We start from the raw sequence: 24,894 nt of genomic DNA, 5'->3' as shown, positions 1-24,894 counted from the left end.
TGTATTCGGGCCAATGTATGTTGCAGACAGATGAACTGCCCTGGGTCGTGGTTCATTTTAATTCCTATCATACTTCGTAGTTACCTTTCTGCATAGAACCAGCCATGCAGCAAAAAGCGAATATGTCAGATAACGTAACGGGGTTTCGCTGAAATTTGCCTTTTTATAAAAAAGATCCAATGTTTGTTGTAGGAAAGTGTCGTTTTTCGTAGATAGGACTGTAGTATAAGTAACATCTGAATGGGCTGGCTATGAATTATGTGGAATGGTACAAATGCCGATTGGAACGAAACCTCATCATTCAGAGTTATGCCATTGCTCCTATATGCAATAGTATGGGGATTTTACGCTCAGACATGCAAATGGAATGCCGTTTAACAATATACGAATAAAAGGGGTATTGCTGATGGAGCAAACAATACAAGATATTGTCGTCGTTTTCAACGATTTTTTATGGTCCAAGCTGTTAATCATATTGCTGGTGGTATGTGGAGTTTACTTCACAACCAAGACTCGTTTCATGCAGTTCCGCATGATCGGAGACATGGTGAAAGTGCTGGCAGAACCCAAGAGCAAGGAAGCGGATAAAATCTCACCTTTTCAAGCGTTCTGTATTAGCATGGCTGCCCGTGTAGGCACCGGTAATATTACGGGAATTGCACTGGCTATCGCCCTTGGGGGACCAGGTGCCGTGTTTTGGATGTGGATCATTGCGATTATCGGATCTGCCTCCAGTTTCGTAGAAAGCACACTTGCACAGATCTATAAAGTGAAGGATAACGGTGGCTTCCGCGGGGGACCGGCTTATTATATGGAGCGTGGACTAGGCAAACGGTGGATGGGGGTATTGTTTGCGATTCTCATCACGCTATCGTTCGGCCTTGTCTTTAACGCTGTGCAGTCCAACACGATCACCGTGGCATTTCAGAATTCGTTCGGGCTCGATCGATTGACGGTAGGTATTGTTATGGCGGTGATTTTTGCTGGAATCATCATGGGCGGCGTGAAACGGATTGCCAAGGCTTCCGAATACATTGTGGTTGTGCTTGCCGTACTGTATATCGGGGTTGCTGCATTTGTTGTGCTGGCGAATATCACCCAGCTTCCGGCCATGATTGCGCTGATCGTAAAAAATGCCTTCGGCATGGAGCAGGTCGCCGGTGGTACATTGGGTGCTGCGCTGATGAACGGCGTCAAGCGTGGATTGTTCTCCAACGAGGCGGGAATGGGTAGTGCACCTAATGCCGCTGCAACGGCAGATACGACACATCCGGTCAAGCAGGGCCTTATTCAGGCTTTTGGTGTCCTGACCGATACACTTGTCATTTGTACAAGTACGGCCATGATTATTTTGCTGTCCGGAGTCTACAAAGGTTCCAATCTGGGGGGCATCGAATTGACCCAGGCGGCATTGAGTGTGCATATCGGTTCATGGGCATCCGGATTTTTGGCTGTGATGGTATTCCTGTTTGCCTTCAGTACACTCATCGGGAATTATTATTACGGGGAGACCAACATTGAGTTTATCAAATCCAATAAAATGTGGCTGTGGGTGTACCGGATTTGCGTCATTGCCATGGTGTTGTTTGGTGCAATAGCAAAAGTACAGCTCGTCTGGGATCTGGCGGATCTCTTTATGGGGCTGATGGTTGTCGTCAATCTGATTGCGATTCTCATGTTGTCCAAAGTAACGTTTGATGCGCTGAAGGATTACAAAAGGCAGAAGGCTGAAGGCCGTGACCCTGTCTTTACCCGTGACCTTATCCGTATTCCGGGTGAGGTGGAGTGTTGGGAGTCTGAAGCTGACGTAACGGGAATAAAAGACATGAAGCTTGCGAAATAGGCTTAGGGAAGCCAGTATAGAGCTTGATAGATATGCAAAGAGACAGAAAAACAGGACTCCTGGGATACCCATATAGGGGCAAGGGGTCCTGTTTCATTTAGATAGCGTCAGATACATATGGTACGTTTCGTTTGGGGTACAACTTTACTTCTTATGAACAGAGTAGCTAATCAATTGATCTGCCAGCATCTTCATCCGGTCGCCGGTTTCATTCAGTTTCTCAATGACATCCGTGAAGGAGGAGACGAGGGTAGCTTGCTCCTGGGAAGAGGCAGCAATCTGCGAAACTTCCACTTCCATCTGTTTAATGACCTGTTGAACATCTTTCAGACTCACATCGATATCACTTGTAGCCTGTTTGGCGTCCACGGAGAGCTTGCGTACTTCGGAAGCAACAACGCCAAAGCCTGCCCCGGCCTCGCCTACACGTGCTGCCTCAATGGCGGCATTTAGACCGAGCAGGTTGGTTTGTTCGGAGACTTCCCGAATGAATCCGGCAACCTTATTGATCTGGGAGGAGTTTTGTACGGCAAGACGCGTGTTCTCCAGAATTTGTTCACTGGTTGCCTGCAATTCTTCAGCATGAGCGGCTACGTGCTGGACCATCTCCACCAGGTTGCTATTGATGGATTGATTTTCTTGTATAATGGCTTCTAGCTGGTTCTGATTGGATTGATCGTAGGATACGCAGAAAATCGCAACGACCTCATCATTGTCATCAAAAATGGGAATGTTCAAAATATCCAGCTCAATCCCATAGACCTCCGCGGGCAGTTGGGTGAGCGAAGCCTCACGTCCATTGGTCAGAGCCGTAAAGTTCTTATAATCATCCAGCAGTGGCTCTCCTTCTTTGAAACCGAGATTAAATCGCTCAGTAGGGACTGCGTACAATACTTTCTCATGATCATACACGGTCAAGCCGGCTGGTTCTCTAAGAATACGGCTAATATAAGGCATAACTTTCAGAAGTGCATCTACAACATTCATGGGGCGAACCATCCTTTCAGTATTCGATATTTGAGATTGAATTCAAAAAACGTACATAATGCTTTATCTATCATCGGATAAGAGTGCGCTATCATTAACTCCATTTTTAAATAAAATGATGACGAATTACGGACGAAATCTTAGAATTTTCCCATGTGAAATGATTTATTGGATATAAGTGTTAGTTGTAACTATTTTTATATCAGGATAATTGAGCTGTCTGATGCCGGAATTGGGACATATGTCCAATTCTATACGCTAAATACTTGGGTGGGGGTTACCGGGAATGAGAGAAATCATGGATTTTGGGCGATTGCGTCAGCTGGCACGTGAACATGGCTTGGATCAGGTGCTGGATGAGCCTGCACTTGCGGAATTAAGACTGTTGGAAGCTTCCAAGGGAGAGATTATATGTGCGAAGGGAGAACGGCCGGAACGATTCTATATTCTTGTTGAAGGCAAACTCAAAATTTATACGACACTGCCAAATGGCAAGTCACTGCTGCTCCGCTTCAGCACGCCGCCAGCGCTCGTAGGGGATCTGGAGCTGGTTAACGGGAAGGAGGCCAAAAATACGGTCGAATCCGTCAACAAAAGCTTGCTGCTGGGCGTGAGCTATCGCTATCTTCAAAACACGTATGCGGATAATCCGAAATTCCTCCATTTCATGCTTAGTCATGTGACCCATAAACTGTATACCTTCTCCAATCTATCAAGTTTGAATCTACTGTACCCGGTGGAGAGCCGGTTTGCCAGCTATCTGTTATCGACGATGGAACAGGGCGAGCAAGTGACGGAAGAAATCCAGACCTCCAAGCTGACAGAGCTGGCAGATATGCTGGGGACAAGCTACCGACATCTGAACCGGGTAATCCATGACCTCTGTGATCGGCAGATCATACGCAAGGAGCAGCGCAAGATTGTCATCTGTAATCTGGAAGAATTGCGGGAGATTGCCGGAGGGAATATGTATGAATGAGACTGGGTCCTCAGGGATGTGAATTGTTCAATGCCATGCAAAGAGCACCCTATGCTTCAAGCAATGGGTGCCCGTTTTTATCTAAACAGGTGCAATCGATGTAAGTAGTGATAGTTAAATATCGCCGCGCTCTTCGAATAACTGAGCGATTTCCACGATAACTTGCGTGGCCCTCACCATGTTATCGACCGAAACATATTCGAATTTTCCATGGTAGTTTTCACCGCCGGTAAAGATGTTTGGTGTAGGCATACCCATGTACGAGAGCTGGGAACCATCGGTTCCTCCCCGGATGGGGCGAATAATGGGTTCAATGTCCAGACGAGTCATTGCTTCGTGTGCAATATCAACAATTTGACGCACTGGCTCAATCTTTTCACGCATATTGTAATACTGATCATTCATCTGAACGGTGATGCTCTTCTCTCCGTACTTAGCTTGCAGTTCTTCGGCAACCTTCAATACATAAGCCTTACGCGCCTCAAACTTCTCCCGGTCAAAATCGCGAATGATATAGCTCATCTGCGTTAGCTCTACATCGCCTTCAATGGATGTAAGATGGTAGAAACCTTCATACCCTTCCGTGAATTCGGGAGCTTCTTCCGCAGGCAGACGGCGGTTGAACTCCATAGCGATTTTGGCCGAATTGACCATTTTGTTTTTGGCAGTTCCGGGGTGGACATTCGTACCTTTGACTGTAATTTTGGCTGCAGCCGCATTAAAGCTCTCATACTCGAGCTCTCCCAGTGGTCCGCCATCTACCGTGTAGGCATATTTGGCTCCAAAAGCAGGCACGTCGAACTTGTGCGGTCCGCGTCCAATCTCTTCGTCGGGAGTGAAGGCAACCCTGATTTTTCCGTGTTTGATCTCCGGGTGATCGATCAGATAGGCCATCGCCGTCATAATCTCGGCAATACCTGCCTTGTTGTCCGCACCAAGCAATGTTGTGCCATCTGTTGTCATGAGGGTGTGGCCCTTATATTCGCGCAGTTCCGGGAAGTCGGTCGTAGACAGTACCACATCCAGCTCCTGGTTCAACACGATATCCTGACCATCATACTGGTCAATGACCTGTGGCTTTACATTTTTGCCAGTGAAGTCTGTTGCTGTATCCAAATGAGCGAGGAAGCCGATTACGGGAACATCCTTGTCCGTGTTGGATGGCAGGGTAGCCATGACATAACCGTTCTCATCCATCGTTACATCCTGTAAGCCAATGGCTTTGCATTCGCCTACAAGATATTCACCCAAGGCCAGTTGGCCCGGTGTAGAGGGGCAGGTTTCACTGTTCTCATCCGATTGTGTATCCATTTGAGCATAAGTTGTTAGTCGCTCGATTAAAATATCTTTCACCATCATCGCTCCTTTGGCTTGGGTTGGTTTCATATGGGGTATATTATCTCCTGTGTATGAAAGTATCATATCATGTTTTGGGCGTAATTCGTGCAGGGCTGCAAGTACCGGCCGGGTAGTTCTAGGTATAAAAAAAGGTACTATGGCACAAAAATGTACGTACTTGTATTCAGAGAAGGCTGCTTCATAATAAAGAATGATCGAAGGATTGGCGAGAGAGACTGCTGCAAGCATGGGCAACTGTTTTCATTTTGGAAAACAAGCGATTGCCTCAACATATATCAATATATTGAATAGGAGATGTAACCTATATGTCAGAGAAATTATTTTCCCCCTACCAGTTCAAGGGGCTTCAACTAAATAACCGTGTAGTTATGGCGCCGATGTGCCAGTATTCCGTAACAGCCAAGGACGGCATCCCGAACGATTGGCATCAGGTTCACTATGTTAGCCGTGCGGTTGGGGGTACAGGTCTGATCGTCATCGAAATGACAGATGTTGAACCAGATGGCCGCATTACTGATAACGACCTGGGTATCTGGTCTGACGAGCATATCCCGGCTTTTGCGAAACTGGTGGATGGCATGCATGCTCACGGCTCCAAAGTTGCGATTCAAATTGCACATGCGGGACGAAAAGCAGAGGATGCGAAACAGCCGGTAGCTCCATCCGTGGTCACTTTCCCTGGGGAAGACTACAGGGAGCCTCGTGCATTAACTACCGAAGAAGTAGGAGCGATGGTGCAGAAGTTTGCGGACGGTGTTCGCCGCGCAGTGCAGGCTGGAGTGGATGCCATTGAGCTGCACGGAGCCCATGGATACCTCATTCACCAGTTCCATTCGAAGCTGATGAACCATCGTGAAGATGTATACGGGCAGGACTTGGCTCGATTCGGCGTTGAGATTATTCATGCGGTGAAAAAGGAAATGCCGGAAGATATGCCGCTTATCATGCGCATTTCCGCAGTTGAATACGCTGATGGCGGCTACGATATTGAGCAAACACTGGATGTGGCTCGTGCCTATCAGGCAGCAGGTGTGGACATCTTCCACATCAGCTCTGGTGGCGAAGGACCTGCCGGACAACGGAAACCGGGTAACTACCCAGGTTATCAAGTTCCGTTTGCCCGTCGTTTCCGCGAAGAACTGAACGTTCCGGTGATTGCTGTAGGGCTGCTGGATGATTCGGCTCTGGCTCAAGCGGTTATTGGCAACGGCGATGCCGATCTCGTTGCAGTCGGCAGAGGCATGCTGCGTGATCCGTACTGGGCTAACCATGCAGCATTGGCACTCGGTGTCAGCAAGGATAAAGCAGCGATTGCGGAGCAATATTCCCGTGGTTATTAATCTTATCTAAAACTATATGAGCTCGTGAGACGGGCCGCGGCTAAGGTGAACCTTATGCTGCGGCCTGATTTTGCATGGCGGAGAGCGGCATAAGGTTGGAATTCCAGAGTTCAGAGCAGACTAAGACGGGAGTTACACATCTTTTATATATGGGTTCCAATGATGAGGTTCGTTTAAGAGGAGATCCAATGCTAGATTCAGTTGTTAAATGAACTCAGTTGACACCTATCTTCTTATCCCGAACAATGAGTAATATCTATTTAAGGAGGCGATGGTTATGACATCATCATCGAGCGCACTGCCGGATATCCGGCAGCAATTGGTACTTCATGCTCCGCTAGAGAAAGTATGGGAGACTGTCTCAACGGCAGAAGGCATGGAGACCTGGTTTATGCCAAGCAATCTGGAGCCGGTGGAAGGACATGAATTCGTGCTGGAGGCTGGGCCTTTTGGCAAATCACCGTGCCGGGTAACGGAGGTTCAGCCGCTTCACAAGTTATCCTTTCAATGGGGCAAGGATTGGACCCTTACCTTCGAACTGGATGAACAGCCGGAAGGCACGGCATTTACATTGATTCACAGCGGCTGGGATGCGGATAAACTGACCGAATTCGGACAGGCGCATGCCATTGTGCGCGAACGGATGGAACAGGGCTGGACAGGCATCTTGCAGAAACTGGCGCAGGTTGTCAGCCAATAAGAGAAGATTGTCAGTTGCGATCAGGATCATATCCTGGTTGAACAGCTGGCAGTCTTTTTTTTGTTTGCGGAGCTTTTACGAAGAGGAGCGCAATAGAATAAACAGGTTTATAAAATATGGTTCTTTTTAGTTTCCTTCTATTTCCGTCGGCAGCAGAAACGTGTAACATGGATTATGAAGATAAAACGACAAAAAATGACGTCTATCGTCACGGGTCGGAAGGATTTCATAGATGAAAAAACACTGGATTATGCTGACGATTAGTTTCATTTGTATTGTTGTCTTTCCGGTTGGGTGGATTGTGCAGAGTATCGCGGAGATTATCTCGAAGAGCATGACTACCCTTGGGCGCAGGCGAAGGCCCGCGAGCTAAGGCGCAAATATATACGATTGGTCATGGATCTGGCCGAATGGAACATGAAGCATGAACGTGGCAAGGACGCCATGGAGCAGTTACTCGATTTACAGGAAAGAGAGCCTTATGCCGAAGAAATATGCCGATTAATGATGAGGGTGTATGCATCCATGGGTGATGGGCAAGCCATACTCCAATTATATTCATCGTTTGCAAGGACACTCTTGGAGGATTTGGGGCATCAGCCGGAACCGGAAACGAGCCGTCTCTTTCAAGAACTAACAGCAAAGTAGGCACAGGCCGGGCGGGAGGATCTAAGTGAAACTATTCATACATCGCAAGGATTTGCGTACGGAGGATCTGCACGCATTTGATTATTTGCACAACCAGGAAGATGAGAGCCTGCACCTTTTTATCTATGATCCCTTTCTGCTTCGGCAGGGGCGCGATAAGGAGCACAGCGGCATTAACTTTCTAAAACATGCAGCCAGGCTTGGCAGACAATACCGGGAAGCAGGCAAGCTGCTGCATGTGGCACATGGCAAGCCGGCAGAAGTTGTGGATTACATATTGGGCCACATGGAAGGCATCATTGATGAGGTCGTTGTTCACCGGGATATGACGCCTTATGCGATTGAAAGGGACCGCAGCATACGCAAGGTTGCGGACAAATACCAGGCCACGTTCACGCAGCTGACGGATCATCTGCTGATCGATCTTCCGCGGTTCGCTGATTTCACTGGCAAATCGGAGCCATATAAAGTATTTGCCGCCTTCCATCGGCGCTGGGTGGAGTTTATGAATGAATTCCCTAATCCTCCTTCGATATTAACGGTAGCCGATCTAAACGTAAGCAAGCAGCCCATCGAGTGGCCAGATTCGTTCAGGGTCCCCGAAGAGCTTATGAATGTCGAGCCGGCTGAAGAGCCTTATGGGCTGCTCGATGGATTCCTGAAGGAGCGTATCGCAGAGTATGGGGAGCATCGGGATGAATATGAAGCGTACGAACCGAGTCATCTCAGTTCCTATGTGGCGGTAGGAGCCATCTCGATCCGCAGGATGTATGATGCAGCTTACCGGGCAGAGCAGCCGGATGAATGGATTAGACAGCTGTGCTTCCGTGACTTCTATCTGTATCGTGCGGTATACGAGAGTCACTATTTTACATACGAAAAGGTATACGATCTGTCACCGTTAAGTGAGTATCACTTCGAGCGCTGGTGCAAGGCGGAGACGGGAATACCGATTATTGATGCTGCAATGACCGAGCTGAATGAAACGGGACGCATGCCGAATCGGCTGCGAATATTGACTGCGATGTTTTTGACCAAAAACCTGCAGTGTCCATTTCCCCTGGGTGAAGCCTATTTCAGACGCAAGCTGCTGGATTATGACAACATTCAGAATCGGGGCAACTGGTTATGGTGTGCTTCACTTGGCGAAAATGCGGCTCCGTATTTCCGGGTGAACAATCCGGTAACACAGTCGGAGAAGTATGATCTCCAGGGAGACTATATCCGGAAATGGCTGCCTGATCTGAAGGATCTGCACAGCAAGGACATTCATCAACCCCGCAAGGATGCGATTGTGGATCTGAAGGCATCCAGGCAGGCAGCTATTGAGGTCTATAAACAAATTCTGGCGAGTCGTCAGAAGGATTAGAAGGAGACAGGATGGGTCAATCCCGGCCTGATTGGGGAGACCCAAGATGTGTGCTCACACAGACAGGGAGCCCGAGTTTACCATTTTCATCCCAGTGAACCAGAAATAAATACTGCCGAGGCAGCATTGCTCGAAGACCGCATTATAGCGGTCTTTTTTACATATATAGACATGAAAATAGTGTGAAATCCACTGAAAATTTAGGAATTGTTAAGAAAATGGACTACCCATCTTAAGCATTATGCCTTTTAATAGATAGTGAGCTTATCGTACTAAGTCATATCTGACATATTGACGAACACATTAAGGAGAAACGCTAAACATGAGTGAGACATTGAAAAGAGAGCGAATACCGGAGCTGAACCTGGTCCGTGCCATGGCGATTATCGGCGTGCTGTGTGTGCATTCCACGTCTTATGCGACGGTGGACATGACGGGTTCGGGCTACTACTGGCTGTACAACTTTATTAATATCTTCATGAAATATGGTACGCCAACTTTTATTTTCATGAGCAGCTTCGTGTTGTTCTATAACTATTATTCTCGTCCCTTGGACAAGAAATTGGTAAGCAATTTTTATAAAAAGAGATTCGTATACATTCTGCTGCCATATTTCCTGTTTTCCCTGTTTTATTTTCTTATTCTGCATTTTACACATTATCAAGGCCGTCCGTTTGGTGAGTCTGCGATCAGCTTCATTACCAAACTTTTCACGGGAAAGGCGTATACGCATCTGTACTTCGTATTCATCAACATGCAATTCTATCTGTTATTCCCGCTGGTTCTGTGGCTGCTGAAGAAGTATCCTGCGGTGGTTAAGTGGTCTGTACCGATCGGACTGCTCATCCAGTGGGCGTTTATCGTGAGTAACAAATACGGATTCCAGGTACCGAACAAGGGAAGCTGGGCCTTCTCGTACTTCTCCTATTTCATGCTGGGGGCATTCATTGGAGTCTATTTTCCTAAGATCAAGCAATGGTTTGTCATCAGTGGTGAAAATGCAACCAAAGGCCGCGTAGCATCCTGGATTCTGCTGTGGGCTGTCTGGATTGCTGCCGGACTTGGACATGTATATATTTATTATCTGCTTCGCATGAAAATCGCCACGTACAACACGCTGTGGTATGAGTTTTTCTGGAATGTGCATACCTTTGCTTGTGCGCTCGTCCTGATCCAGGTTGCATACCTGTTGTACCGCAAGGGCCCTGCGCTGATTGCCAAGCCGCTCAATCGACTTGGTGCGTTGTCGTTCGGAATTTATCTGATCCATCCATTCTTCCTGCTGTTGTATCGGGAATTCCCGCCACAAACCGGGGTGTCCTGGCTGGTTCACCTATGGTATGCCGGGGGCTTTGCCGTAGCGCTGTTCGCTTCATGGATTGTGGTGGGGCTGACTGCAAGGTTCGTTCCATTCGCCTGGGTAATCTTCGGCAATCTGCCGAAACCAAAACCACGCGTGATCCCGCAATCCAATTCGGGTCAGCTTGATGTTCGTTAATATTTAATTGCCATTATAGGAATAATAAGCCGTTTCTTGGTCGACCTTAGGGTTGAGTGGGAAACGGTTTTTTCATGCAATCGATGAGCTTTATGGGGGAACGAATGTTTCTTTTGGATCTGCCAGGGGTAATGAGAAGGCGGAACGTAAATTGAAAATGCATAGAATGACAGAACAGGATCAAGGTGAGATGAATGACAACATGTGAACAATGCGGGAAACCGATGCAAGATATATTGGAATACGTGGAGCATATTCTTCACGAATGCAGTGGGCAGACCCCAGAGTACAACACGGATGGTTATCAGGCACAGACACAGGGGTATGAGTGCGTCCGCGAGCAGATGTGATACAATAGAAAGAAACCGGATTCATACGGAACCGAGGTGACAACATGGAGACGGGCTCAGCCCCTTTCCGGCAGGGAATGACGGAACATGAAGCGCAACAGACCAAGGTATGCATGTATTGCGGGCAACAGCGTCCGTTGTCTGAATTCCGGCGCAGAACCGGAAAGAGGGCGGGTCCCGGTTCCAGACGAGGGGCTTGTCGTGGTTGTCGCCAGCGCAGCGGACAGGCTGATGTTAGCGACATCTTGGTGCAGGGTCAGAGTCGGCAAGCGCGGACGCAGAGACCGGAGAGAATTACAGATGAACCAAGTGCTCCTGCTAAACAACCGGTGACTCATGAGTCGGCTGATGGAGGCTCTGATCAACAGGACACCCAAGCTGAACCTCTATCTTCTGCCTCCTCCGAATCATCAGGTGAGCGGAAGAAAAGAAGACGGAGGCGGAAGTCCAAACGGCAGCAAGCACAGCCCGGTCCTGAGCAGTCTGAACGGATCACGGAAACAAGTGCCGCAGCCCAAGCTGACCGTGATCCGTGTAATGATGTACGCACCCTTTCCAATGTGCGTACTGAACAGGTCGCCGCGCGGGCAGCTGTGGCGGCAGGCGAGGCTTCGCTGCCGGAGAATCCACAGGATCCGGCAGCGGGGACAGCGGCTGCGGGTCAGCAGACCGCAGCAGGGCGCAAACGCAAGCGGCGCCGCAAACGCTCGGCGCCGCCTGGCGCTGGCACAGGACCGGACCGCATCGCGGTCAAGTCCGATGTGCCAGCGAGCGACCGTGGCGCTGCCGCTACGGTCGACGTGCCTTTGGCGGCAGCTGCACAGCCTGCCGCTCCAGGGGTGGACCCGGGCCAGGCAGCAGATGCTGCGGCCGGGACAGCCGAGTCTTCCCCCATGCGGCCACAGGGTCCGCAAGGGAGCAAGACCCGGCCTGTGCGCAAAGAACGTGTGCATAAGGCCGCCGGTGAAGACGGTGCCCGGGCAACGACTTCCGGGCACCGGCCCAATTCCCACCATGCCCGCAGCCGAAGTGCGGGTGCAGATGGCCGGCCGCGCCGCCAGACTCCGGCGGTCCCGGCCGCCATTGATCCGGAAGATCCGTCTTCCCTTCGGACGAACAGGCAGGGCATGGTACGCATGCGTGGGAAAACGGATAAAGGCCGCCGCTGGCATCAGGAGATTGACATGGAGCTTGCGGTCACACTGGTGAAGGAAAAAGCCGCCGTTGTTGTCAACCGGTACACGATTCGTCGATTATTCAGCAACAAGGATTTTAAACGGTATATCATGAACCGGGATCAGTATACCTGCTACTTCTGTGGGTCGTATGGCGATACGATCGATCATCTTCTGCCCCGGGCCAAAGGCGGTCATACGACCCCGCTAAACTGTGTTTGTGCCTGCAATCTCTGCAATCAGTCCAAAGCTGCGATGGATGCAGATGAGTTCATGCAGTCCGGCATACCTGAATGGAATGCTGCTCATCAGGAGGAACGGAATGAACAGCAGATGCAGGAGGCGCAGCTGGAATAGAATATGTTCATCTCCTCTCCTCTTTTGGAGGGGGATACTAATAAAGAGAGCACACCAGGACTGTACAGGTCAGGGTGTGCTCTTGCTATGTTGGTCTCATCTGTGAATATTTCTTCAAATTAACAACGGTTTGGAGTGGTTTCGTACGTTATACTGTGAGAAGAAGATCAACCGTATTTAGAAATGACTTTGAGCACAGTAGTTGCGATGTACATGAATGGAGACTGAATAGATTGGAAGGATGCTCATGACCCCAGTACCTCTGGACATCATGTCCTATATTACCGAAGAGAATATTCGTTATTGGCTGGAGCAGTTTCGTTCCCTGGGGCCGCTTCCGGGTATACTGCTTACCTTTATGAAGTCCTTTGTGCCTCCGCTGCCGACGCTGCTGATCGTGGGGGTTAACGGTGCGGTGTACGGACTATGGGCAGGGTTTTTATACTCGTGGATCGGGATGGTGCTGGGTTGTACCCTGACCTTCCTGCTGGTGCGGGAGATCGGAAAGTCTGCTTTCGTGGAACGATGGTCAAGCAAACCCCGTGTTCAGCGGAGCATGGTATGGATTCGGCGGAATGCCTTCAGTTATGTATTTTTGCTGAGCATTTTCCCGGTCGGCCCGTTTGTTATTATTAATGTGGCGGCAGGTATTGCCCGGATGAGACTCATGTCTTTCCTGCTGGCTGTAGGATTCGGTAAGGCCATCATGATTTTCTGCGTAACCTACATTGGCTCCAATGTGGCCCAATTCCTGGAACACCCTGTAAGATGGATTGGTGTATTGCTGTTTATCGCTGTATCGTTGTGGGCCAGTCGGAAGCTGGAGAGACACTTCACCCGTTCATCGGCACAGGAGAAACTGGACGAATCCAATCAACCTTCGGGGAACTCCATTTCTTCCTGAAAATGAAAATCCTGTCGTATAACAGCCCAAGTTGTGCAGTTTTATATAAAACAATCCGAGGGGGCTTCACATCGTGAATGATGTTTTTGCATTTAGTCGGCACATCAATCGCATGAATGAACATGAGCTGCGCTCATTCATGCGCCTGCTCTATATAAAATCCGAACAGGTGGTCCAGTGGCAGAAGGAACAAGGAGAGGTTATGGATTTTGCAAACAACGTCTTAACCTTGTTGAAGGATATGGACAAGCCGATGGATTTCAGTCAAATGGAACAGCAGGAGCTTAGCGGATTGGATGGACCCGCTGAAATTCATATCACGATTGGAGATTCCTCGCTGGGCAGCCTGAAGATTGCGATGGCCAACGTCCCTGGGCGTGAGGGTAGGCGTTTCATATCCATGAGCGACTATTATGCCGTTGGTCCGTTAGGGGATTTGACGAGCAATGCTGACTTGCATCGCAGGCATCTATGGTTAATGGAGCGATTAAGCCTGAATGATCGTCAAGAGTATGCCGAACATGGTCTGGATTCACTGTATGAATTGAATGATAGGATCTGTTCCATTGATGAACAGACCCGAATAACCATCTGGTATGCGAATACTGCACATGAGAGAACAGGGCTTCTATACGCTATCCATTTACTGCGTAACCGGAAATCACCTATTTATGTGATAGAGACCAGTGGTTTGTATCAGCAGCTATTTAACAGACAGGATGTCGAATACACGATCTTGAATACTGGTGAGATTGGTCCAGAGAAGTTGCTTAAGATGTGGCAAGCTTGCTCCGAAAAGGGGCCGCTGTCTATAGAAGAGCGCCATCAACTGGAGCAGGAATGGTTAGAACTTTCGGTCAAGCCAGGTCTCTTGAGATTAATAAAAGATGGCACGCTCCAGAGCTTCTCCGAAGATGCCATGGATGAATACATCATGGAGAAGGTTAAAGAGCTTACTGCTTATTGGGAGCCTGCGAAGTATATAAAATCTGCCCGCATTGTGGGTGAAGTGCTCGGCACATATGATCAATTTGTTGGGGATGGATTTATTGAGTACCGAATACGCCAGCTGGTGCTGCAAGGGTTGCTTGAAATGGAAGGCAAGCCGCATGCAATGCGGTTCTATAGCATCCGGTTACGAGCATAATCTAAACAGACTGTTATCGAGGATATGGATATTTCTCGTTAACAGTCTGTTTTTCTTTTTGGGTTACCCTCTTATTTGCTTTTGTTCCATAAGTCCAATAATGGCCCTTCGTTCCCATAGACCGGATCGGTATCAGGGATCGGCACATCCTGAATCTCCCCAAGCACTTCAGAACGTTCTTCCGGACCACCTGTACGGGTATTATAGCTTGTGCCGCCAGGGTAAGCGCCTGCTATACGAAAATCAGGGCTGGCCTCCAGCCGTTTATGTCCTGTTCCCGCCGGAAGCACCACAATATCTCCTGTTTGCAGATAAACTCTCTGTCCCTTTTCTCCGCCCAAAATCAGCTGAACGAAACCGCTAACCACTGCAAGTGCTTCATGGGCATTACTATGAAAATGATGATAATCAAACACGCCGTTAATCCAGCTGTTTCCCCAATTATTGCTGTTTAATAGCGACTCTGCGCGGGACGGGTCTTTTGCCCATACTCCCTTATATAGCAGAACTGGCAAGCGCGGGTTGTTCGGAATCACGCCATCGTCTTTGAAGTAAAAGGTCTCTATATTTTCTCTGGGTTCATTCATCATACTCACCTCACTGTTTATTACCCGCATTCATGTCCTGCTCCGCAGAAAAGAGAAATAAAAAAATGAATGGAAAATGATACAAAATGTATCAATTTGAGGTTATACTCAATACATACGCTCGCCTCATGAGCCCGCCTGAGTAAAATCCAAGGAGGAATGGTTTAGTGAACATTGTCATTACAGGGGCTTCCGGATTTGTGGGATTTAATCTTGCTCATTATTTGGCACAAAAGGGCCACCGCATTACCCTGATCGACCGGGATGACTATTGTCAGAGACTTGTTCACAGCTCCCCACTGCATGAGATGACTTTCACTTGTTGTGACCTCGCTTCAGACCGCTTCAGCTTGCCTCAGGGAACAGATTATATTATCCATCTGGCAGCCATGCCGCATGTCGATTATTCCTACCATCATCCAGGAGAAGTGTTTCGTAACAATACGCTAAGCACACAGGCCATTTTGCAATATGCAGCCGATCATCGTATTCCGGTTGTACTGGCCTCCTCGGTAGAGGTCTATGGAGGCGAGTTTGGCAGAGTTTACTCCGAATCAGACGTATATTCTCCCGTATCACCCTATTCTGCTTCCAAAGTAGCCTGTGAGACGCTGGCTCATTCCTACGCCCAATGTTATAACCTCCCTGTCAAAATCTTTCGACTGACCAATCTCTATGGTCCATGGCAGCTGCCTGACCGAATCATTCCCCGCAATTTTGGCCGGATGATGGATGGCTTACGGCTGGATATCCAAGGATCTGCTGTACGTGATTTTCTGTATATTGATGACGCACTAAAAGCCATTGAGCAGATCATGCTGCATGGACAAGATCGGCATACCTATAACATTTCAACAGGACAAGGCACAACGATGCAGGAGATTGGCGACCTGCTGCAATCACTGCAGCGCTCCACAGGAGATGTGGAGATTCGGGACCAGGAACCTACGCAATCCAGAGGCTCCAGTTTAGTCATTTATTCGGGGAAATTAAGAGAAGAGCTGGGATGGAAACCGCAGATTACATTGGAACAGGGGCTGGAAAAAACATACCGCTGGTATCAGGAACATCCGGATTGGGTGCGACAGTTCAGCAGACATTATCAAACGTCGAGAGGAAGTCATGAGTTTATCGTGGATATGGCGAGATATGGGGTCCCGGCGATTTGATACAACTAAAAAAAGCCAGGGAAGGGTGGTTGGAATAACACCTTCCTTGGCTTTTTTGTGCCCCCGTAGGTATAGGCAAAGTCATGCTGCATATCTACGGGCGGACATCTCACTTATATACTGCACGAATGGAACGTGCGAAGCGTTTGAAACCTAGTGGCGATCTTTAACATCAGCAATTTTGTCTTGAACAGCACCTTTGGCCTTGTCCTTTTTACCCTCAGCCTGAAGGGATCTGTTGTTTGTCGCGTTACCGATCTGATCCTTCACTTCGCCTTTGGCTTTATTCACGCCTGCTTTGATTTTATCGCTAGTTGAATTACTCATATCGAACATCTCCTTCATTTCTGGTGTAGTCCTTATTAACCGAGTTTCCCTAATTTTAAACTTAGGCCATCTGGAGAAGCTGTCTTGTGGGCCTGGATCAAGGTGGAGATTCCAATCGGGGAGAAATGAGCAAATAGGGAATAAGCTAGCATGACAAGCTGCATAATAACGATAGTGACCAAATTCGTTGCATGTAATTCATGATTTTGGAAAACACTTCCTAAAAATAAGACTGAAAAAAACCTCTATATGTACTTTTTCGCACATATGGACGTATGTGATCTTGTCTTAATACCACATGTGGTAGGAATGCAGATCTGGATCAGAACGATAAGCGGTTACATTCCGACCGCGAAGCTTGACAAAAAAATCGGATTTGTTACAATGTTCACAATATCTTCACAAGTGTAAAAAATTTCTTTTTCATGTTCATGTGTAAGAGGTGTAATATAAGGGTATAGAGTTCGGTTTCGGCCTGCTTGTCGTTTTGCGTCAACACATGTTGTCCGCAATAGACCCAATACAATACATGATCCGAGAGCGGCCCTTGGGCTTCGCTCTTTCTATTGTGTGAAATTTGGTACATTTCAATGTATCCCTTGTATTCGTGGTTCGGCTCTGCTTGACAGGCATCATGAAAGTCGCGGACTTCTATCCCAAAGTAAAGGAGGACTTTCTCTTATGTCACAATCGCCTACTCAACAAGAGGTGCCAGTTACAGAAGGTGCCAACGTTTCCGAGCGCCAGTCCTTGGACGTGCTCGATCAACTGATGAAGCCTGAGGTACAGGAGTCTCTGACCGTTCTGGTTGAAAACCTGCCTAAACTGGCTGAAATGGTTACTGCCATGACCAAAGCTTATGACTTTGCACAAAGCGTAGCTACAGACAAAGTTCTGATCAGCGACACAATGAGCGCAATGGGTGAATTCGCTAAACCAGTTGTAGACAAAGCCAAAGGTGTAGCTTCCGCTGCAATCGAAGCAAGTGATCGTGCGCAAGCAGAGCAAACTTCGGTTGGTCTGTTCGCTATGCTCAAAATGCTTAAAGATCCAAACGTACAACAAACGCTGCGTTTTGCTCAATCATTCCTGAGCATTCTGAACGAGCGTCAACAACAGCAACGTTAAGATTAGAAGAACGGAGGATGGATATGTCGAAGCAAATTTTGATCTTGGGCGGAGGTTACGGTGGTCTTTTGACTGCGCTGACTGCGCGTCAATACCTGACACCGGAAGAAGCGACAATTACAGTCGTGAACCGTTACCCTACGCACCAAATTATTACGGAACTGCACCGTCTTGCAGCAGGAAGCATTGCTGAAAAGGCAGTTGCTCTTCCGCTTGAAAAATTGCTGCGTGGTAAAAACGTGAACTTGAAAATCGATACGGTGGATACAATCAAGCCGGACGAGAAAAAAGTTCTGATGACCAGCGGCTCTACTTACTCTTATGATGCACTCGTCGTTGCCCTGGGTAGCGAAACGGCATTCTTCGGAATTCCGGGATTGCAGGAGTACAGCTTCACGCTGAAATCCGTTAGCGATGCTAACCGCATTCGTGCACACGTTGAAGCACGTCTGGATGCTTACAAACAATCCGGCAACAAAGCAGACGCAACGTTTGTTATTGGTGGCGGCGGTTTGACTGGTATCGAGCTTGTCGGCGAATTCGCTGACCTGCTGCCAGGCGTATGCCAAGAAAAAGGTATCGATTTCAACGATATCTCCCTGTATACCGTTGAAGCAGGTCCATCCATTCTTGCAGGATTCCCGCCAGAATTGGTTGACCGTGCAAAATCGAGTCTCGAGAAACGTGGCGTTAACTTCATCGTTGGCGTAGCGATCACAGAGATGAAAGAAAACGAAGTATTGCTGAAAGACGGCAGCTCCATCCCTACGAACACACTCGTATGGACAGGTGGCGTACAAGGTAATGCGGTTGTTGCTAACAGTGGAATTGAAGTGGATCGCGGCCGTGCTAAAGTTACGGAAGTTCTGCAATCCACATCCCACAAAGATGTGTTCGTTGCTGGTGACAGCGCAGTGGTCTTCCCTAGCGAAGGCGCTCGCCCTTATCCTCCAACTGCACAACTGGCTTGGCAAATGGGTGAAACCATTGGTCACAACCTGGGCGTAATGTTCAAAGGTGGCGCAATGGAATCCTTCACACCAGTATTCTCCGGTACACTGGGAAGTCTGGGTCGTAAGGATGCTGTCGGCATGATCGGTGGCAACCAGACTCGTCTGAAAGGTCTGCCAGCAACCATGATGAAAGAAGCAAGTAACATCCGTTACCTGTCTCACATCCACGGATTGTTTGCACTGGCTTACTAATCTTAGTAACCATCCATATAAGGGTGCCCCTTGGGGCACCCTTTTTGCGTTACTACCAAGCCTAGGAGCAATAGAAGTTGAATAGGCCTGTAGGAATGGATGAACATTGTAAGGTATAGACAGCACGGGGTGTATGGTATATTAAGATGTATATGGAAGCAGTGTTTTTGCGCGGTAAATGCGCTGAACGGATTGGATCACAGCAGCCGGCGCTTAGAAGCGCCGGCTTTCGTTTAAATTAAAGGCAAGTCCAGAGAAGGATAAAACTACACGGGGACACCCGTTTAACCGAGAGGAGTATGACATATGAATGTATTGGTTATTGGAGCAAACGGACAAATCGGCAAGATGCTGGTGGAACAGCTGGCCCAGGAAAGCAAGCATCGGGTGACAGCAATGATTCGCAAACCGGAACAGGCAGAAGCATTGAAACAGTTGGGTGCAAATGTAGTCATAGGCGATCTGGAGGGCAGTGTGAACGATTTGGCCGAAGCGATGAAGGATCATGATGCCATCGTATTTACGGCAGGATCCGGTGGTTCTACAGGTGCAGACAAGACGCTCCTTATTGATCTCGATGGCGCTGTGAAAACAATGGAGGCCGCACACCAGCAGGGCATTTCCAGATACATTTTGGTCAGTGCTTTTGGTGCGGATCAGCGGGAGAAATGGTCTGATGCCATTAAGCCATACTATGTAGCGAAGCATTATGCCGATCGCGCACTGTTTGCGAGCGAGCTGAATTATACAATTATTCGTCCTGGTGGCTTGAAAAATGAACCGGGAACAGGCAAAATCGCCGTAGGAACAGAACTGAAACCAGGAAGCATACCACGCGAGGATGTGGCTCGTGTTATCGCGGCATCCCTGCAGGAAGAGAAGACGTATCGCATGGCATTTGACCTGATTGCCGGGGATGATCTCGTGGAGGATGCATTGGGCAAACTGTAGCGTCTTATTGTAAGATATCGGGAGAATGGAACGAGGGGGAACTCTGTATGAATGAAGCCGTGCTGGTGATTGAAGATGAACCCAAAATCGCACGCCTGCTTGAACTTGAATTACAGTATGAGGGATATCAGGTGGGTAAGGCCGGGAGTGGTACGGAAGGCTTGGAAATGTATCATGGCGGCCAGTGGGATTTGATTCTGCTGGATATTATGCTTCCCGGTCTGAGCGGGATCGAAGTGTTACGGCGAATTCGTGCCAAAGATGCCATGGTGCCTATCCTGATGCTGACAGCGAAGGATTCCGTCGAGGACAAGGTATCGGGACTTGATCTTGGTGCCAACGACTACATTACTAAACCTTTCCGAATCGAAGAACTGCTTGCCAGAGTACGGGCAGCACTCCGACTGAGTACTGCAGCCGCTTCTTCATCCGAGGTTACAGTACATGCCAATCAAGATTCAACAAGCGATACGCTTGAAGAAGAGACTGGCTGGCTTACTGCCGCTGGATTGAGGTTGAATGAGGGTACAAGGGAGGTCTCCCGGGATGGAATGCCCATCGAGCTTACTCCACGTGAGTTCGATCTGCTGGTGTACCTGCTTCAGAATCAGCGTCAGGTATTGAGCCGAGACCAGATTGTACAGGCGGTGTGGGGTTACGATTATTATGGAGATACCAATGTGGTGGATGTGTATATCCGTTATTTGCGCAAAAAGGTAGATAACGGGTACACTTCACCCTTAATACATACTGTTCGGGGTGTTGGATACGTCCTGAAGGAGCAATCATGAGTCTGCGGAGCAAAATTTATGGGTACTCCTCGGTATTGTTTGCGGTGCTGCTCATCGCTGTAAACTTGTCGGTGTATATCGTATTCGAGCGGATCTCGATATCTAATGAAATCAAACGGGTCGAAGCTGAGGCAGGTTCTATCGTAACGGGGGTACGCGATTCTGCCGAGTCCATTCCGCCGGATGACCTGCTGCGTGCCTATGCGCCAGTGGAAGGCATGCTGCGCATTGTCAATGAGGACGGTACCAGCTCCGATCCTGTAACGACAGCGACAGAGCCCCAGTTGAACGAGACGCTGAGCAAGCTGCCCTACAAGTATGAGAGTGAGAAAAAATCGGAATATACACGGGTTGGACAGCTGGAGTATGTCTGGGTGTCCGTGCCGGTAATCTGGCCTGACGGTGAAGTGGTGAATGTACAAGTCACCGAAAGTGTCGCAGATACTGAGAATGGCCTGTCTGTGCTGCGTACAGTCCTGGTTGCCGTAACGATTATCGCATTGATTCCTGCCATTATCTCCAGCCGGATTCTGGCCAACCGGATGACAAGACCGATTCAGCAGATGACTCGTACCATGAGTGATATTCAGTCGAGCGGCCAGTTCAAGCGGCTTCCGCTGGCTGCCCAATCGAAGGATGAACTGAGTACCATGGGGCAGACGTTCAACCGCATGATGGATTTGCTGGAATCCAACTTTGAGCGGCAGGAGCGTTTCGTATCGGATGCTTCCCATGAGCTTAAAACACCGCTGACCATTATCGAAAGTTATGCCAGTCTGCTGCAGCGACGAGGCAAAGAGCGGCCTGAGGTGTTCGATGAGGCTGTAGAAGCCATATTGTCCGAATCCGTTCGCATGCGTGAGATGACGGAACAGCTGCTCTTGCTGGCGAAGCAGCCAGAACAATGGAACGTACAGCTGGAACGGCTGGATATTACACGTCTAGCCCAAAATTCCACTCGAGCCTTTCGGGAAGCCTATCACCGGGAAGTCTATTGCGATGATCCGGGCAGTATCTGGGTGATCAGCGATGAAAGCAAGCTGAAGCAGATGCTGTTTATTCTGCTGGATAATGCCCGCAAGTACAGTGAAGATGCTATTGAGGTCAAGTTGGAATCCATAGGACAGGAATGCCGGATTTGCATCGTGGATTCGGGGATTGGTATGCGGGAGGAAGAGCTGTCCAAAGTATTTGATCGTTTCTACCGTGTTGATCCGGCGAGGACCCGCAGCGGCGGAGCAAGTGGATCTGGCTTGGGATTGTCTCTAGCGAGGGACATCGCAGGGGCTATAGGCGCACGTGTCGAACTGAAGAGCACCGAGGGCGTAGGCACCGAGGCTTCAATTATTTTGCCAGTATCCGTTCAGACTGCCCCGTTCTCATGAAATTCTCATTCTTCTCTTATATACTGATGCCAAGAGTATCACGGGAGTAAGATGCATGTGTGAAAGGGGGAGGCCAATTGGAAAATTCACAGAGACCACCGGAAATGAAACGGGAACAGCAGCAGCCGAAAGGAAGTTCAAGGCGACCGCTATGGTGGGGAGCTGGTATTGTGGCTGTGCTGCTTGTCGTAATTGTAGGCTGGTGGCAACCATGGCAATCAAGCCGTGTGATGCTGAGTGCAGATGCAGCCGCTCAGGCAGTTTTGGAACAATACCCTGGAGAAATTGTAAATTCCACATTGAAGGACGGCACGTACATCATGCAGCTTCGATCCGAAACGGGGCTATATGATGTACAGCTGGATGCAGAAACGGCTACAGTCAATGCCATTAAACGGCTGGAATCCAATCCTCAAGCGGAAGAAAAAACACTGCTCAGTCGAGAGCAGATCAAGACAGAGTTACGCAAGCAAACCGATGAGCAGCTGGTATCACTGGAACTGGTGGAACAGCAGGGAAATCCGGTGTACCTGGCCGTATTGAAAATGAAGGATAATCGCCGTGAGCAGTGGACGGTTGATCCATATAACGGGGAGAAGCAATCTTCCCAAACGTTGGATGCACCAGCCTCGGAACCGGCAAAAGAGGACGATACCCCACAGTTTCTGAGTGAGAAGGAAGCTGAGCAAAAAGCACTTGCCAGAGTTCCCGGGGAAGTGGATGACACCGAGCTCCGGGGCACGAATAGTGGGAATCCCTATTATTTGGTGGAGATTGATCTGGAGGATGGCAGGGAAGCTATCGTGCAGGTGAACGCTATATCCGGAGCAATCCGGTCCGTGACCTGGGATGAAGACGAAGAGGATTAAACAGGATAAATAGTAGGGAACTCATGATACTGTGAATGTTCTAGTCATTTTCTCATCAAATTCTAATCTGACTCTCGCTAATCTCTCATTCGCACGGGTTATTCTATAACTGTAGACGAGAACGAGAACAACAACGAGGAGATGATGAATGATGATGAACAAACACAAACTATGGATTGGCAGTATTTCGGCAGCGGTACTTCTTGGAGGATCGGCGGTAGCGGCAAGCAGCAGTGTAAACGGACAGTCCGTACAAACGACGCCAACATCGACCTCACAGTCGGTCACACAAGATCAGGGCAGCACTGGTAAATTGCTGACTGGAGCGCAAGCCAAAGCAGCAGCATTAAAAGCAGCTGAGGGTAAAGTGGATGACATCGATCTGGAGCGCAGAAACGGCCAAACCTACTACGAAGTTGAAATCGACCGAAAAGGAAGCAATGACGTGGTGGTTCGTCTGGATGCCTATACAGGCAAGATCCTGGCAGTCGTAGATGATGAAGACTATGACGACGATGATGACTATAATTACAATGGCTCTGCCACAAGTAATTCTTCCAACCAATCAGCTGCGAAACAGGTTAAACTGACAGAAGCACAAGCCTCTGCCATTGCCCTGAAACAGGTGACAGGTGGAAAAGTAACCGAAATTGAACTCGACCATGATGACGGACGTTATGTCTATGAGATCGAGATCAGAACCGCGGATGGCGAAGCTGATGTTGATGTGGATGCCAATACAGGTAAAGTGCTGTCCTTTGACCAGGATTTTGACGACGAGGATTAATGAAAGAACGTTAAGACACTCGTAAAAATAAATACAAGTTAGCATGCTCCTGCACCTTGAGAGAACACCATCTTGATAGCTGCATGCACGCGGTAAAGGACGCTTCATATGAAGCGTCCTTTTTGCTGTCTATTTATCATATTTAGGAGGGGTCTGTTGTAAGATATGATGTTCATCTGGATCATAACATCCTAAACTGTGGTAAACTAGTAGAATTATAGAAATAGATAGAGACAGGAGCTGGATAACGAAGTGAACGAAGAACAAGTACTTTCCATTGAAGGCTTGCGGATGCGTTATAACGGACGTTATGTCCTGAACGGAATTGATCTTGAGGTGAAGCGGGGAGAGATGATCGGGTACATCGGTCCGAATGGAGCCGGCAAAAGCACCACGGTCAAGATCCTGCTGGGACTGGTTGAAGGATATGTGGGCAAGGTTCACATCTTTGGCAAGGATATCGCGGATGGGGATACGGAATATAAACGCAGAATCGGTTATGTACCTGAAGTGGCAGAGCTGTACGAACAACTGACGCCAGCAGAATACCTGACATTCATTGGAGAACTGTACGGTTTGTCTTATGAGGATGCCGATTACAAGGCGAAGCAGCTGATGGATTGCTTTGGACTCGAGAGATCCTATCATTCCCGCATTGCCTCGTTCTCGAAGGGGATGCGCCAGAAAGTGCTGCTCATCTCGGCATTGCTGCATGATCCGGATCTGTTGTTTTTGGATGAACCACTCAGTGGACTGGATGCCAACAGCGTGATGGTGGTCAAGGAAATTTTGTCACAGCTGTCGGCCAAAGGTACAACCATCTTCTATTCCTCACACATCATGGACGTGGTCGAGAAAATTAGCAGCCGGATCATCCTGATTGCGGAAGGAAGAGTGATGGCAGACGGGACATTCAGGGAGTTGCAGCAGCAGTCCATGGAAGGCACACTTGAAGAGGTGTTTAACCAATTAACGGGCTTTAATGAGCATAAGGCGATTGCCGAACGCTTTGTATCGATTGTGCAGGAGGTGTATTGAT

General features: G+C 48.6%; 23 protein-coding genes and 1 pseudogene. 20 read left to right on the top strand and 4 right to left on the bottom strand.

What is annotated here, in order from left to right; genetic code table 11:
- Positions 1-406 precede the first annotated feature (406 nt).
- The gene (locus ABGV42_RS29270; protein ID WP_347384861.1) at positions 407-1,843 is read left to right on the top strand and encodes an alanine/glycine:cation symporter family protein; all 1,437 of its coding nucleotides are present in this window, start codon (positions 407-409) and stop codon (positions 1,841-1,843) included.
- A gap of 144 nt (positions 1,844-1,987) precedes the next feature.
- On the opposite strand, the gene ABGV42_RS29265 is transcribed toward ABGV42_RS29270, so the two are convergent.
- A complete protein-coding gene (locus tag ABGV42_RS29265; RefSeq protein ID WP_347384860.1) occupies positions 1,988-2,830 on the bottom strand; it encodes a methyl-accepting chemotaxis protein in 843 nt (280 codons plus the stop codon).
- Between the two features lie 286 nt (positions 2,831-3,116).
- Between ABGV42_RS29265 and ABGV42_RS29260 the strand changes: the two genes are divergently transcribed.
- On the top strand, positions 3,117-3,809 hold the full coding sequence (locus ABGV42_RS29260) for a Crp/Fnr family transcriptional regulator (RefSeq protein WP_347384859.1): 693 nt from the start codon (positions 3,117-3,119) through the stop codon (positions 3,807-3,809).
- 114 nt (positions 3,810-3,923) lie between these two features.
- Here the strand turns inward: ABGV42_RS29260 and pepT are convergent, their stop codons facing one another.
- On the bottom strand, positions 3,924-5,162 hold the full coding sequence (gene pepT, locus ABGV42_RS29255; RefSeq protein ID WP_347385243.1) for a peptidase T: 1,239 nt from the start codon (positions 5,160-5,162) through the stop codon (positions 3,924-3,926).
- A 311-nt stretch (positions 5,163-5,473) separates the two neighbouring features.
- Between pepT and ABGV42_RS29250 the strand changes: the two genes are divergently transcribed.
- The 9 genes and pseudogenes from ABGV42_RS29250 (at position 5,474) to ABGV42_RS29210 (ending at position 14,656) form a co-directional block, all read left to right on the top strand.
- A complete protein-coding gene (locus tag ABGV42_RS29250; RefSeq protein ID WP_347384858.1) occupies positions 5,474-6,508 on the top strand; it encodes an NADH:flavin oxidoreductase/NADH oxidase in 1,035 nt (344 codons plus the stop codon).
- Positions 6,509-6,785: 277 nt separating this feature from the next.
- A complete protein-coding gene (locus tag ABGV42_RS29245; RefSeq protein WP_431523703.1) occupies positions 6,786-7,208 on the top strand; it encodes an SRPBCC family protein in 423 nt (140 codons plus the stop codon).
- A gap of 270 nt (positions 7,209-7,478) precedes the next feature.
- On the top strand, positions 7,479-7,856 hold the full coding sequence (locus ABGV42_RS29240) for a bacterial transcriptional activator domain-containing protein (protein WP_347384856.1): 378 nt from the start codon (positions 7,479-7,481) through the stop codon (positions 7,854-7,856).
- Between the two features lie 25 nt (positions 7,857-7,881).
- Positions 7,882-9,225 (top strand): cryptochrome/photolyase family protein, encoded by a 1,344-nt coding sequence (locus ABGV42_RS29235; protein ID WP_347384855.1) that lies wholly within the window; start codon positions 7,882-7,884, stop codon positions 9,223-9,225.
- Between the two features lie 322 nt (positions 9,226-9,547).
- Positions 9,548-10,723 (top strand): acyltransferase, encoded by a 1,176-nt coding sequence (locus ABGV42_RS29230; protein WP_347384854.1) that lies wholly within the window; start codon positions 9,548-9,550, stop codon positions 10,721-10,723.
- Positions 10,724-10,917: 194 nt separating this feature from the next.
- Positions 10,918-11,073, top strand: coding sequence for a hypothetical protein (locus ABGV42_RS29225; RefSeq protein ID WP_175396890.1), 156 nt, complete (start codon positions 10,918-10,920; stop codon positions 11,071-11,073).
- Between the two features lie 1,094 nt (positions 11,074-12,167).
- Positions 12,168-12,605, top strand: a pseudogene (locus ABGV42_RS29220) (HNH endonuclease); the annotation flags it as partial.
- Positions 12,606-12,852: 247 nt separating this feature from the next.
- Positions 12,853-13,509: a TVP38/TMEM64 family protein gene (locus tag ABGV42_RS29215; RefSeq protein ID WP_095360184.1), complete on the top strand. Its 657-nt coding sequence runs from the start codon at positions 12,853-12,855 to the stop codon at positions 13,507-13,509.
- A 73-nt stretch (positions 13,510-13,582) separates the two neighbouring features.
- Positions 13,583-14,656 carry a DUF1835 domain-containing protein gene (locus ABGV42_RS29210; protein WP_347384853.1) on the top strand — a complete coding sequence of 358 codons (1,074 nt, stop codon included), beginning with the start codon at positions 13,583-13,585 and terminating at the stop codon, positions 14,654-14,656.
- 71 nt (positions 14,657-14,727) lie between these two features.
- Here the strand turns inward: ABGV42_RS29210 and ABGV42_RS29205 are convergent, their stop codons facing one another.
- Complete coding sequence (locus tag ABGV42_RS29205) at positions 14,728-15,273, bottom strand: hypothetical protein (RefSeq protein ID WP_347384852.1); 546 nt, start codon at positions 15,271-15,273, stop codon at positions 14,728-14,730.
- Between the two features lie 137 nt (positions 15,274-15,410).
- On the opposite strand from ABGV42_RS29205, the gene ABGV42_RS29200 reads away from it, so the two are divergent.
- The gene (locus ABGV42_RS29200) at positions 15,411-16,412 is read left to right on the top strand and encodes an NAD-dependent epimerase/dehydratase family protein (RefSeq protein WP_347384851.1); all 1,002 of its coding nucleotides are present in this window, start codon (positions 15,411-15,413) and stop codon (positions 16,410-16,412) included.
- A gap of 153 nt (positions 16,413-16,565) precedes the next feature.
- On the opposite strand, the gene ABGV42_RS29195 is transcribed toward ABGV42_RS29200, so the two are convergent.
- Positions 16,566-16,739, bottom strand: coding sequence for a CsbD family protein (locus ABGV42_RS29195; RefSeq protein WP_082704104.1), 174 nt, complete (start codon positions 16,737-16,739; stop codon positions 16,566-16,568).
- A 681-nt stretch (positions 16,740-17,420) separates the two neighbouring features.
- Between ABGV42_RS29195 and ABGV42_RS29190 the strand changes: the two genes are divergently transcribed.
- The 8 genes from ABGV42_RS29190 (at position 17,421) to ABGV42_RS29155 (ending at position 24,893) form a co-directional block, all read left to right on the top strand.
- The gene (locus tag ABGV42_RS29190) at positions 17,421-17,867 is read left to right on the top strand and encodes a DUF1641 domain-containing protein (protein ID WP_095290826.1); all 447 of its coding nucleotides are present in this window, start codon (positions 17,421-17,423) and stop codon (positions 17,865-17,867) included.
- Positions 17,868-17,890: 23 nt separating this feature from the next.
- Positions 17,891-19,072: an NAD(P)/FAD-dependent oxidoreductase gene (locus tag ABGV42_RS29185; protein WP_127537452.1), complete on the top strand. Its 1,182-nt coding sequence runs from the start codon at positions 17,891-17,893 to the stop codon at positions 19,070-19,072.
- Between the two features lie 306 nt (positions 19,073-19,378).
- Positions 19,379-20,023 carry an SDR family oxidoreductase gene (locus ABGV42_RS29180; protein WP_347384850.1) on the top strand — a complete coding sequence of 215 codons (645 nt, stop codon included), beginning with the start codon at positions 19,379-19,381 and terminating at the stop codon, positions 20,021-20,023.
- Between the two features lie 47 nt (positions 20,024-20,070).
- Positions 20,071-20,814, top strand: a complete 744-nt coding sequence (locus ABGV42_RS29175; protein WP_347384849.1) for a response regulator transcription factor — start codon at positions 20,071-20,073, stop codon at positions 20,812-20,814.
- A complete protein-coding gene (locus ABGV42_RS29170; RefSeq protein ID WP_347384848.1) occupies positions 20,811-22,199 on the top strand; it encodes a sensor histidine kinase in 1,389 nt (462 codons plus the stop codon). Before ABGV42_RS29175 ends, ABGV42_RS29170 begins: the two co-directional genes overlap by 4 nt.
- 77 nt (positions 22,200-22,276) lie before the next feature.
- Positions 22,277-23,068, top strand: a complete 792-nt coding sequence (locus ABGV42_RS29165; RefSeq protein ID WP_347384847.1) for a PepSY domain-containing protein — start codon at positions 22,277-22,279, stop codon at positions 23,066-23,068.
- 148 nt (positions 23,069-23,216) lie between these two features.
- Positions 23,217-23,855, top strand: coding sequence for a PepSY domain-containing protein (locus tag ABGV42_RS29160; protein WP_347384846.1), 639 nt, complete (start codon positions 23,217-23,219; stop codon positions 23,853-23,855).
- Positions 23,856-24,107: 252 nt separating this feature from the next.
- Entirely contained in the window at positions 24,108-24,893 is a 786-nt protein-coding gene (locus tag ABGV42_RS29155) for an ABC transporter ATP-binding protein (RefSeq protein ID WP_347384845.1), read from the top strand.
- The last annotated feature ends 1 nt before the right edge of the window (position 24,894 follow it).

The organism is Paenibacillus pabuli (assembly GCF_039831995.1).
GTDB lineage: Bacteria > Bacillota > Bacilli > Paenibacillales > Paenibacillaceae > Paenibacillus > Paenibacillus pabuli_C.
This window is presented reverse-complemented; position numbering and strand designations above follow the sequence as displayed.